Source organism: candidate division WOR-3 bacterium, assembly GCA_016934535.1.
Taxonomy (GTDB): Bacteria; SDB-A; SDB-A; order SDB-A; family SDB-A; genus JAFGIG01.
The window spans coordinates 1-11,742 of record JAFGSQ010000053.1 but is presented as its reverse complement, the minus strand read 5'-3'; the positions used below and the strand labels follow the sequence as shown (position 1 = coordinate 11,742).

The window sequence follows — 11,742 nt, the reverse complement described above, 5'->3', positions numbered from 1 at the left end:
TATATTAACTATATTAATATTTTTACTTGACAAAATAAATATATTTGCTATACTTGAATATAAAGGAGGTCGAACATGGAAAAAAAATGTCCTTACTGCAAAAGAGAAATGAAAATAAAGGAGGTCGAATGCCTTGATTGTAAGATACGCATTATAGGCGATTTCGATCCGTCGCCGTCCATTCCCGAAGAAATTTTTAATTTCATTAAAGTATTTGTTTTTACCGAGGGAAACATCAAAAAAGTTGAAAAAATTTTGAACTGTTCCTATCCGAAAGTCAAAAGCCTTTTGAGAGAAGCTAAATCCGCGCTCGGAGTCGACGATAAAAACCCTGACGAAGAAAGAACCGACGTAGGCGGAGTGCTCGATCTTCTCAAAGAAGGAAAGATCACTTACGAACAGGCGATGGAAATAATTGAAAAATCAAAATGAAAGGAAAAAAAATGAAAACAAGAAGAGGCAGGACATCATTTTTCTCGAGAACTTATTCGAGAAAGATAAAAAACGGTGAAATATTCTTCATCGGCAATAAAATTTTCATTTGGTGAAAGGAGCCGAAAATGAAATCTCAAAAAATAAGACAATCCAGCGCCGTGAGAAACTTTTTCAGAAAAACAATCACGGGAGAAATTTTATTCTCGGGAAAAAGAGCTGATCTCGGACATAAATACAACCTGCTCAAACAAGCCGTCCGTTGACGGGCAATTAACAAGGAGCGAAAAATGACTTTCTCAAAACCCGAGGGAAACCTCGGAATAGAAATAAACCTGAGAAACAGCGATCTCAGTATATCGTTCGAAGAAAGAGACGACATTGAAGTCGAATTCGATGAATTGAGAAAAAATGCCGCTGAAGACAGATTTGAAGTCACCCTCGAAAACGGAAAGCTGAAATTGAAAGAGAAAAAAGAGAAATCGTGGATGAGGAGCTTTCACAGGGAGCCGTCAGACGTCGAATTCGTAACCGTAAAAATACCGTCTCTCACGGAAACCGAAGGATCCGTGATTTCTTTCGGAGGCGACGTAGAGACAAAAGACATGAATTTTAAAGGTAAATTTCTTGTCTACAGCGGCGACCTGTCCCTAAAAGGGAAGACGAAAGCAGACGCCGATTTCAAAGTGTACAGCGGCGATTTGAAATGCGATTCATACTCGGGCTCCATGAGAACACAAATATACAGCGGTGACATCGAGATAGTGGACGCGGCAATTAATTTCGTCGAATTAAAAAGCTATTCAGGCGACGTAGTCATAAAAGGATCTTTTTCACTTTCAAAGAATTCGGAGATAAAGACGCTTTCCGGAGACACTTCTTTGACAGTGAATGAATACTCCGGAGAAGCCGAATTGTTCATAAAATCCCTCAACGGTGAAATCGAAATAGAAGGTGAATATCCGAAAGAAAAAATCCATGTTTCGAAACTTTCCGATAAATTCGCCGAAATGAGCGCTTTTCACCTACCCAAATTCAGAAAGATCTTCTCAAAATTCGACAATTTTCCCGACAGAAAAGAAGTTAAAATAGATGAAAACGCCGCAAACATTGAAAAGATACTCGACATGGTGTCGCAGGGCAAACTCGACGCAGACTCGGCAGAAAAACTTATAAAAGCCATAAGGTGACGAAAATGCTTGCGGCATTATACTTCTTTCCGGCGCTGTTTTTCTACGGAGTCGTCAAAGGAGTCATAATAAAAAAGAACATATGGGCAGGATTGGCGCTCAACGCAGTGACGGCCATTTTATTCGTTCTGCTTTTCATGGCGTCTTTAAAATTCAACATCGCCGCTCTAATAATAATCCAGTTTTACCTTTCGGCAAGCGCTTTGGAATATGTTCTTCTCAATTTCGGTTTAGAACCGAATTCGCGCATTTTCGACTCTTACGTATTCGTCAAATCCAAACATGCCGTAATCAGGTATTCGGTTTTCAAACCTTTTCTGCTGATGGCAGCCGATATTTATTTATTCGTGAAAAAAGCGCCTCTTCTCGGTATAAAAGACGACTTGAATTTTTCTCTGGTGTCAAAAAAAGATGTAGTTGTAAATATAAGATTTTAGGAGGATAAAATGAACGAAAAAGCAAAAATACTCGAAATGCTAAACGAGGGCAAAATTACGGCAGAGGAAGCCGAAAAACTTCTAAACGCAGTCAGCGAAGCCAAATCTTCGGAGTCTCAGAAACAAAAACAGGCAAAAATCATGCCTTCAGGCAATCCTGCCAAAGGAAAAATCAAGATTGACGTTGTGTCGTCAGACGGCGACAACGTCAAGATTTCGGTGCCCCTGAAACTCGTAAAAGCTATTGATAAAATGTTGCCGCAAAATGTTGCACTCGAACTGGAAGAAGAAGGAATAAACCTCAAGGAACTGCTTTTAAACTTGGATGAATCAATGGAAGATTTGGATGACGACCTCGTCAACGTGGTTTCTTCGGAAGGAGACACAGTCAGAATATACATAGAGAGATGAAAATTCCGGGTGCTGATGACTCGAATCTTCATTCGTGATATTATATGAACCTATGCGGTTTACTGCAGAAGTTTATCTTAGCGTGGGTTCAAATAAAGGATGGCGGGAATTTAATCACCGGCTCGCGGTTTCGGCTCTCAAAACCCTGCCTTTAATCCTCGCCGAATCCGAATCCTCGCTTTACGAAGAGGAATTTCTGGGAGCCGAAGGACCGTCAATCCTGACTTCTGTTTTAAAAGTCCGTACACCTCTCACGCCGATTGCCCTGCTTTCCATAATTTCTGAAATTGAAAACAAGATCGGAAGAGACAGGCTTAAACGCTGGTCTCCGAGGATTATTGACATTGACATTATCGACTACAACGGCTGGATTTACGCCGACAACAGGCTGATACTTCCTCATCCGCGTTTTGACTCCAGACCGGCTACGGTTATAGCCATGTTGGAGATCAATCCTGACTGGAAACACCCTCTTAAAAAGAGGGCTTTATCGACGTGCGAATCAAACTTCAAAGGGTGTCTTTTTGAAAAAAAAATACTCTGATTTTCTAAAAAATACTCTTTTCGTTTCAATTTCAATTTTCTCGCTTTCTTTTTTTGTCTGGTCTCTGCCGCGCTTTTTCCCGATAGCAGATATGACGATTCCTTCGGGCGAAATTGAATCTGCCGCAAGAAATCACATGCGCAGTTGCGGATACGACCTCAGTTCGCACGAATGCCAAGCCGTTTTAAAATGCGACGAAGACGCCCTTTCATACACAGAATCCGCCCTCGGAACAGAAACGACACAGGGACTCATAAGGAACGGTACCAAAATTTACTACTACGACCTGTATTTCAAAAAACCGGGAAACAGTGAATTTTTTGTCGTCTCATGCCACCCGGATTCAGGAGTAATAAGCTGGAAAAGAATTCTACACGACGACTTGCCCGGCGACAGTCTCACTGAAAACGAAGCGGTCGAAATTGCAGTTAAATTCATTCCGTCAGAAGGTTGGACGCAAAAAGGAATCAACAGAACCGTCCTTATAAACAGGACCGATTACGAAATAATCTTCGAAAGATATTTGTTTCCGGACGACAATTGCAGGGAAATCGCAGTCTTTTCAATGGCGGGAAGAGATATTTCAGGATTTCAGAGGAGGCTGTATGTTCCTTCATCTTTTTCCGATTCTTTGAAAACCGTTCAAAGCAAAGGAGAGTCGCTGACGATTTTGGGTTACATAGCCATGAGCGCCGGAGGAATTTTCGCTTTTATCACTCTCATCAGAAAAATGAACGGAGCAGGCAATTTTGTCCCTGTTTTTTCACCTGTAATAATCCTCGTGTCGCTCTGCTGGTTAGCCACAATACTCCTCGAAAGCCCTATCATTTTCGCCTCATGGGACCCCCTCTGGCCGAAGTTTCTTTTTTCAGTCAGATGGACGGTTTTTGAAGTCATTGGACAGATACAGATTCTGGTTCTTTTCATTTCCATACTTTTTGCAGGACACATCCTGGCCGTATCGGAAAACAGTCGTAAGGAAGAAACTTTCAAAAAAATTTTCAGTAAAAACATTTTGTCCGCCGATGCAAGCCGTTCCCTGCTCAAGGGGGTTTTTATCGGGATGATAAGCGGCGGCATATACGCTTTTCTGTGTCTTGGGTTTAAGGCCTTTTTCCCCTCTTCCTACGACATCCAGCCCCGGGGATTTTATCTTTACATACTGAATTCCAGAATACCCGCACTTTCTTCGGCTCTTTATTTCCTGCTCATCGCCATAATCGAAGAGGCCGGTTACAGACATTTCGGGACCATGCTGACCAAAAAAATGTTCAAAAACACTTTTGCGGCAGTTCTGGCTACTTCACTCGTATACGGCCTCACTCATTCTACTCTCAACTTCCTCCCGCCCGCCGAACCCTTTTGGGGCAGAGCACTAGTCATGACATGTATCGGAGTTTTCTGGTCGGTGGTTTACCTGAAAACCGATCTTCTCACAGTCGTCTCGGCGCATTACCTGTGCGATCTTTTCATATTCAATTTACCTTTGATAGCAAATTCGCCTCCCTCAAATCAATTTCTCACTTTTTTGTGTATTTTCTGGATTTTATTAATTCCGGTAACATCTTTTATTTCGGGGAGATGTTTCAAAACAGGCGGTTTCCTCCGCTCTTAGAGCATTAGCAAATTTTCAGTTGAAAATATTGATTTTTAGTGTTTTACTTTTTCTGGATTAAATTTATATGAAATACAAAAATACTTTAAAAGCCGATTTTCTTCAGATGTTGCCGGCTTATAAATTCCGTTCACATAAATATTTTTGACAAATAAGGGAGGAAGATATGCTGACCAACATAAATCTTGCTGTAAAATGTCCGAAGTGCGGAGCTTCTCTGATGGATTCCGCTCACAGAATAAACGGGGAACCGAGTGTTTTATTTGATGTAAAAATTGAGGGGAAAAAATCGTGGGTCCGGCTGAGTTCAGTTTACGGAGATTACTCTCACGAAATTGGCGTAGATATGAATCACGGCAAAACGGCTGATTTTTTCTGCCCTCACTGCGGAGAAAATCTCGCCGACGAAATCACCTGTTCTTCATGCGGGGCTCTTTTGTGTTCAGTGGCTCTCGAACAAGGGGGGCTTGTAAATTTCTGCACGAGAAGAGGTTGTAAAAACCACTCCATCGAATTCAAGGACCTGGAACATGCCGCGAAAATGTTCGAGGATAAATTCGGTTGGGCCGGCAACGCCGATATAAAGATAGACAACATCAACCCTGCTCCCGATAAGGAGATTATTTCTTCCGGCGCATACCTTTACTGCTACTGCCCGTTCTGCGAACGATCTCTGAATGAAAAGAACACGGTCAAGCTTTTGGTCAAAGGCATGGACAACACCGAAGGTTTTCTGTTTCTCGATCCCCACCTTAACTCGTTTTCGCACAAATCCACAATAGAATTGCCCGACGGCGAAGAAGTTTCCGATCTCATCTGTCCGCATTGCCGTCACACATTGATCTTGGACGAAACTGCGTGCAAAAAATGCGAAGCCAAAACTGCGTCTTTCAAGGTTTCCGCAATGACAAAACTCGTAGATTTCATTTTCTGCGCGAGAAAAAACTGCCACTGGCACGGAGTCAGCGACGAAGATCTCGCACTCATAGAACTTGAAGACAGTCTGGAATGGTAGAGTAGCTTTATGTATCCTGTTATCGAAAAGACAAGCATGGCCGAGAACACGATTTGCCAGTTTACTGTCAAGGCGCAAGACATAGCTAGAAAAGTGAAACCCGGGCAATTCGTAATAGTCAAAGCCACAAATGAAGGGGAAAGAATACCACTGACCGTTGCGGATAAAAACGTCGAAGAAGGCACCATCACGCTGATTTTTCAGGTGATAGGGAAAACGACTGCGATACTGCGGAATCTCGGAATTGGGGAAAACATAAAAGACGTGGTGGGTCCTCTCGGCAAACCGACCCATCTCGAAAAGTACGGAACGGTCGTCTGCGTCGGAGGAGGAACTGGTATAGCAATCCTTCACCATCTGACAAAAGCATTATATGAAATGGGCAACGAGATAATTTCAATTATCGGAGCCAGAACAAAATCTCTGATAATAATGGAAAAAGAAATGAATCAGATCAGCCACCAGCTTATCACCTGCACAGACGACGGTTCATACGGCATCAGAGGTTTCGTAACCGATGTCCTCAAAGACGTCATTTCAAAAAGAAAAGACGTCAAACAGATTGTCGCTATAGGGCCGACACCCATGATGCGCGCGTGCGTCGAAACAGCAAAAAATCCCTACATACCGGTCCTCGTTTCCCTCAATCCCATTATGCTCGACGGCACCGGGATGTGCGGAGTGTGCAGATGCACGGTGGACGGAAAGACGAAATTCGCCTGTGTTGACGGACCGGACTTCGACGGACACAAAGTTGATTTCGACGAACTCGAGAAAAGGCTGAGAGCTTATATGATCCAGGAACGGGAATCCCTTCTTTTTTCAATAAGATAGGCGGTGTCTATGAACAGTATCACTGACTTTAAGTACATAAAATACGGCTCGAAACTCCAGACTTACTGCCCGAACTGCCACAGAGGGCTTAACAAGAAGTATCCCCAGAAACAAACGGAATTCGTTGAGGTCGGGATCGAATACGAAGGTAAAAAAGGGAAACTGAAACTGAGCCCTTATCTCAATATTTTCGATGTCGAGCTGACGATAGAGATGCCGGAAGGAGCGACAGCCGATGATATTTTTTGCCCTTATTGCAGTCAATCTTTCATAGTCGAGACCAGAAAATGCGAGCTCGGAGACCATAAAATTGCCAGAATCTTCGTTTCGGCATATTCACGCCTTCTTCCTTTTTACATTTGCGCGAAAAAGGGCTGTACCTGGCACGGACTTGAAAAAGAGGACGAAGGGTGGCTTAAAATCCGCATACCTAGGCAGAAAATGACAGAACAGGACCCTTACATAAGAATAAAGAATTTTGAGGAAGTTCCTCTTGGTCTCCGAATGGAACAGGCGGCACTCGAAGCTTACAGATGCATGCAATGTCAAAAGCCGACCTGCATCGAAGGCTGTCCTGTAAACATAGACATTAAGGAATTCATAGGCTGTATACGTGAAAATGACATGATAGGCGCAATAAGGAAAATAAAGGAGACCAACTCGCTGCCCGCCATCTGCGGCAGAGTCTGCCCCCAGGAAATACAATGCGAAGCCAAATGCATACTTGGAAGAAGCGAAGAACCTGTGGCTATAGGGAATCTCGAAAGATTCGTAGCCGATTACGAGAGAGCCATGGGAGTTCACATCCCGCCAAAATGCCCGAAAACAGGAAAAAAAGTCGCCGTCATCGGATCGGGTCCGTCCGGTCTTACAATGGCTTCCGAGATGGTGAAATTCGGCCACGAAGTAGTAGTCTATGAAGCTCTTCACGAACTCGGAGGCGTTCTCGTATACGGAATTCCCGAGTTCCGTCTTCCGAAAGAAATCGTCCGCCAGGAAATAGATTATTTGAAAAAACTCGGAGTCATTTTCAAAACCAATCATGTTATTGGCAAAATATTCACAATAAATGAACTGTTCGACGAGCTCGGATTCAACGCCGTGTATATAGCCACAGGAGCAGGCCTGCCGAAGTTTATGAACATACCCGGTGAAAACGCACCCGGCGTATTTTCTGCAAACGAATATCTCACCAGAATGAACCTGATGAAAGCATATATGTTTCCGCGTTTTGACACTCCCAATCCGAGGGGAAGAAGGGTCGCCGTTGTAGGAGGCGGAAATGTCGCCATGGACTGCGCGAGAACGGCTCTCAGGTCGCCCGGAACCGAAAAAGTCTCTCTTGTTTACAGACGTTCCAGAGACGAAATGCCTGCAAGAAAAGAGGAGATCGTCCACGCAGAACACGAAGGAATAGAATTTCATCTCCTGACAAATCCCACAGCGATCAATCAGGACAAACGGGGAAACGTAAGCGGATTGACCTGTATAAAAATGAAACTCGGCGAACCCGACGATTCAGGAAGAAGAAAACCCGAACCTTTGGAAGGATCCGATTACGAAATTGGCTGCGACATGGTAATAATGGCAATAGGCACGGGACCCAATGAAGTTCTTTTTCAGGGCACTCAGGACATGAAAAGGAACAAATGGGGCTACATTGATGTTGACCCGGAAACCGGCAAAACCTCTCTGGAGGGCGTCTGGGCAGGCGGAGACATCGTGACCGGCTCGGCTACAGTAATTCTCGCCATGGGAGCCGCAAAAGACGCCGCCTCCGACATTGACAATTATTTGAGAAAAGAGTGATCAGATATTTTTTTTGATAAACCGAACATCTCCCCTGCGGACGGTGAAACCTTCACTGTCGAACAGTGCGAAGAGAAGAAGGCACAGTTTTCTGTTTGCGTCCATCAGGTCCCTGAACTGGGCAACGGTTATGCCGTTTTCGGCGCCTTCCATCGCTTTTTTCAGTAACTTTTTGGCCTTGTCCGCGATTTTAGCCGAAATATATTCGCCTTCTATTCTGTGAGCTTTTTTGGTCTGCACGAGATAATTCAAAACGAGCTTCAATTCTTTTTCAGATATATTGAACCGTCCCCCGTATTCGGCCAATTCTTCGTACCTAGGAACTTTGACGCCTGATTCTTCGAGAAATTTCTCCATTGTCTCGACCTGCGACAAAAGTCTGGGGTCCAATCCGTCCTTTTTGCCGGTGACGGACCAGTTCTCGCCCTTTTTCTCTATTTCACCTTTTTTTCTCATGTCTTCGAGTATCAGGGCAAGAAGGTCCGCAAAGACATTATTCTTTCTCGCATAAGCCGCACCTTTTATTTCCTCGAGGCTCGGACCTCTGTTCAGCAGAGGATTTTTTTCAGTAAAACCGTTTATCAGGGACGGTATCCTTTTTCTGACTGAAATTTCTTCTTCTTTTTTTATTATTATGAAATCGTTTTTATAAGGCAGCAAGACCATGATCTTCCCCCTGCCCGAATCGAGAGCCTTTAAAATATGATTTTCGTGAATGTTCATTGAATTGGAGACGTCGGACAATCTGGCGACTCCGCCTTTTTTGTTGATCTCTTCGACAACGGCAAACGCCACTCCGCCTGCGGCGATTTCTGCCGCTTTTTCCTTAAGCTTCGCCGTCCTCCTCCTGTGATGTAACGGGAAAACATCAGCCACGAAACCCCCTCCTAAAGTGCAGTCGTCAGACGTGCTCCTTATTATGAATCTGTCGCCGTATCTTGCCGCTATCGGCTTTGACAGGTGCATTTGAACGTCTCCGGAGTCTCCCGGTTTCAGAACGTCCGCGCTGAGCAAGTGAATTCTCGCCTGCTGTTCATGTGTTCCTATAAGAAATATTGCGTTAGACCATACATGAATCTTTCGTCCGTCCCTGAACAAAGAAATCCTGGCGTCCAGCATTTTAGTCTGAGCCAGATCCCTGTCCGATAAAAGGTTACCCTTGACGAATTCTTCCCGCTCCAATCCGGCCAGATTTATCGAAGCTCTGTCGCCGGCGTATATTTCATCGGCTTCAGAGCCGTGCCTTTCCATACGCCTTATTCTGTATTCTTTTTTAGCGCCGGGAAGCATGAACAGTTTTGCATCTTTTCTGATTTTTCCTTCAATCACGGAGCCGGTGAGTACGCTTCCGAAACCCGGAACACTGAATATTCTGTCGGGGTACATCCTGAAAATACCTTCACCCGATCTCGGTTCAGTTCCCTCTATCAGTCTGTGAATTTCCTTTCTCAGGGCTTCGATTCCGCTGCCTGTAACCGAAGAGACCCGCACAACCGGGCAGTTTTCGAGAAAAGTTCCCGCGGTGAAAGATCTTATGTCGTCCTCCGCAATTTCGGCCGTTTCCGCATCCACTATGTCCGTCTTTGTCATCGCGACAAGACCTTTTGCAATTCCCAGGGTCTGCATTATCCAGAGGTGCTCTCTGGTCTGGGGCATAATGCCGCTGTCGGCTGAAATTACCAAAAGCGCTATGTCAATACCGCTTGCCCCGGAAACCATAGTGTGAATAAAATCTTTGTGCCCGGGCATATCAACGATTCCTACTTTTTCACCTGATGCAAAATCCAGGTGCGCGAACCCGAGATGTATGGTTATTCCTCTTTTTTTCTCTTCGGCGTGAGTGTCGCAGTCAATCCCAGTCAGGGCTTTGACCAGCAGGGTTTTTCCGTGGTCAATATGCCCCGCCGTTCCCATGATGAAATGTTTCAACTTTTATATCTCTTGAAGCGTTTCATATATCGAGCCTGTGGAATCCGCTATGTATTTCAGGTCTTTTTCTTCGACCGTCAATACGTCGAAAGCGAGCTCCCCTTTTCTGAGAACGGCGACGACAGGTTTTTTCATCGCCATCAGTCCATTATATATCCTCTGGGCTTTTTTCTTATCTTTTTTATCCGAAAACTCTACAATCGCGCAATAGCTTTCAATGTCCAAATCGGCGAGGGAACCTCCCCCGCTTTTGCCAGCGCTTTTCTCGATCCGCGCCTGTAAACCCCTCTGAACGATCAAATCGGCCAATTTTGTCGCTTTTGCTTTGACGCCTTCAGGATCTGATGTCATCATTCTCAAAACCGGAACGCCCTCAGGGACGCTTGAAGTTACTGCATGCCTGACCGAAACTGAACCGAGTGCCGAAAGTGTCAGTTTTCCGACTCTCAACGCTCTCATCAACGGAGCCTTCTTCAGCCTGTCTATGTTCTCTTTTCTTCCGCAAATAATTCCCGCCTGCGGACCTCCGAAAAGCTTATCTCCGCTGAAGCAGACAAAATCCGCTCCCGAAAGGACAGCGCTTTTGACGTCCGGTTCTTGAGCAAATATCCTGTGAATCCTGTTGTTGACACATCCGGATCCAAGATCGAAAAGCAGAGGAACCTGTTTTTTCTTTGACAGTTCTGTCAGTTTTTCAAGCGGAACTTCTTCCGTAAAGCCTTTTATAACATAGTTTGATTTATGCACTTTCAATAACATTGCCGTTCTCGGACCTATAGCCTGTGAATAATCCGATATCCTGGTTCTGTTCGTCGTGCCGACTTCGACCATTTTTGCGCCCGAAGCGTTTAGAATTTCAGGTATTCTGAAAGATCCGCCTATTTCAACAAGTTCGCCTCTTGATACAACGACTTCTTTTTTTCGGGCAAACACGCTTAGAACAAGCATCAAAGCGGCCGCGTTGTTGTTGACTACGGCGACGGCTTCAGCGCCTGTCAGGAATTTCAAAGCTTCTTCCACACATTCGGTTCTTTTCCCCCGCTCTCCCCTGGAAAGATCAAATTCCAGATCGCAGTATCCCGTCAAAACACTCGACATCTCTCTGACGACCTCCTCTCCGAGAGAGGATCTGCCGAGATTTGTATGTATGACAACACCGGTCGCGTTTATCACTTCACGCAGTCCGGAATCAAAGATTTTAAAGAGTTTTTTACGTGTTCTTGCAAGCGTTTCTTTTTCTATATCATCAATCAAACCCGGATCTTCGCTTTTTTTGATTTCGTCCAAAGCGGATCTGACTGAATATACTAAAGCGTTCCTCCCGTATTTTTCAGACATCTTTACATACTCTGGAGTTTTTAGAAACGCTTCGACGCTCGGGATCCTTCTTATTTCTGATATTTCCTTTTTGATCAAACACCGTCCGGTTAAAGATTTACAAACAGAGAGGGCAGGAATCGAACCTGCCACGGACGGTTTTATCCGGCCGCTACTGGTTTTGAAGACCAGCTGGACCACCAGATCCT

At 44.6% G+C, this 11,742-nt stretch carries 12 protein-coding genes; 10 read left to right on the top strand and 2 right to left on the bottom strand.

Annotation, left to right across the window (positions count from 1 at the left end; all coding sequences use genetic code 11):
• The first annotated feature begins 75 nt into the window (after window positions 1–75).
• The 10 genes from JXL83_07850 to gltA all read left to right on the top strand — a co-directional run bounded on the left by JXL83_07850 (window position 76) and on the right by gltA (window position 8,287).
• Complete coding sequence (locus JXL83_07850) at window positions 76–432, top strand: DUF2089 family protein (GenBank protein ID MBN2364030.1); 357 nt, start codon at window positions 76–78, stop codon at window positions 430–432.
• Window positions 433–560: 128 nt separating this feature from the next.
• Window positions 561–698: a hypothetical protein gene (locus JXL83_07845; protein ID MBN2364029.1), complete on the top strand. Its 138-nt coding sequence runs from the start codon at window positions 561–563 to the stop codon at window positions 696–698.
• Between the two features lie 24 nt (window positions 699–722).
• Window positions 723–1,622: a DUF4097 family beta strand repeat protein gene (locus JXL83_07840; protein ID MBN2364028.1), complete on the top strand. Its 900-nt coding sequence runs from the start codon at window positions 723–725 to the stop codon at window positions 1,620–1,622.
• 5 nt (window positions 1,623–1,627) lie between these two features.
• Window positions 1,628–2,059, top strand: coding sequence for a hypothetical protein (locus JXL83_07835; GenBank protein MBN2364027.1), 432 nt, complete (start codon window positions 1,628–1,630; stop codon window positions 2,057–2,059).
• A gap of 9 nt (window positions 2,060–2,068) precedes the next feature.
• Complete coding sequence (locus tag JXL83_07830; protein MBN2364026.1) at window positions 2,069–2,470, top strand: hypothetical protein; 402 nt, start codon at window positions 2,069–2,071, stop codon at window positions 2,468–2,470.
• 52 nt (window positions 2,471–2,522) lie between these two features.
• Window positions 2,523–3,014, top strand: a complete 492-nt coding sequence (gene folK, locus JXL83_07825) for a 2-amino-4-hydroxy-6-hydroxymethyldihydropteridine diphosphokinase (protein ID MBN2364025.1) — start codon at window positions 2,523–2,525, stop codon at window positions 3,012–3,014.
• Window positions 2,995–4,629, top strand: a complete 1,635-nt coding sequence (locus JXL83_07820; protein ID MBN2364024.1) for a CPBP family intramembrane metalloprotease — start codon at window positions 2,995–2,997, stop codon at window positions 4,627–4,629. The genes folK and JXL83_07820 overlap by 20 nt, the downstream gene beginning before the upstream one ends.
• A gap of 166 nt (window positions 4,630–4,795) precedes the next feature.
• Complete coding sequence (locus JXL83_07815) at window positions 4,796–5,644, top strand: hypothetical protein (protein ID MBN2364023.1); 849 nt, start codon at window positions 4,796–4,798, stop codon at window positions 5,642–5,644.
• Window positions 5,645–5,653: 9 nt separating this feature from the next.
• Window positions 5,654–6,478, top strand: coding sequence for a sulfide/dihydroorotate dehydrogenase-like FAD/NAD-binding protein (locus tag JXL83_07810; protein ID MBN2364022.1), 825 nt, complete (start codon window positions 5,654–5,656; stop codon window positions 6,476–6,478).
• A gap of 441 nt (window positions 6,479–6,919) precedes the next feature.
• Window positions 6,920–8,287 carry an NADPH-dependent glutamate synthase gene (gene gltA, locus JXL83_07805; protein ID MBN2364021.1) on the top strand — a complete coding sequence of 456 codons (1,368 nt, stop codon included), beginning with the start codon at window positions 6,920–6,922 and terminating at the stop codon, window positions 8,285–8,287.
• Here gltA and selB read toward each other — a convergent pair whose 3' ends face one another.
• Both selB and JXL83_07795 read right to left on the bottom strand, forming a co-directional pair.
• The gene (gene selB, locus JXL83_07800) at window positions 8,288–10,216 is read right to left on the bottom strand and encodes a selenocysteine-specific translation elongation factor (GenBank protein ID MBN2364020.1); all 1,929 of its coding nucleotides are present in this window, start codon (window positions 10,214–10,216) and stop codon (window positions 8,288–8,290) included. It lies immediately after the preceding gene.
• A gap of 3 nt (window positions 10,217–10,219) precedes the next feature.
• A partial coding sequence (locus JXL83_07795; protein ID MBN2364019.1) for an L-seryl-tRNA(Sec) selenium transferase occupies window positions 10,220–11,742 on the bottom strand: 1,523 nt, incomplete at its 5' end.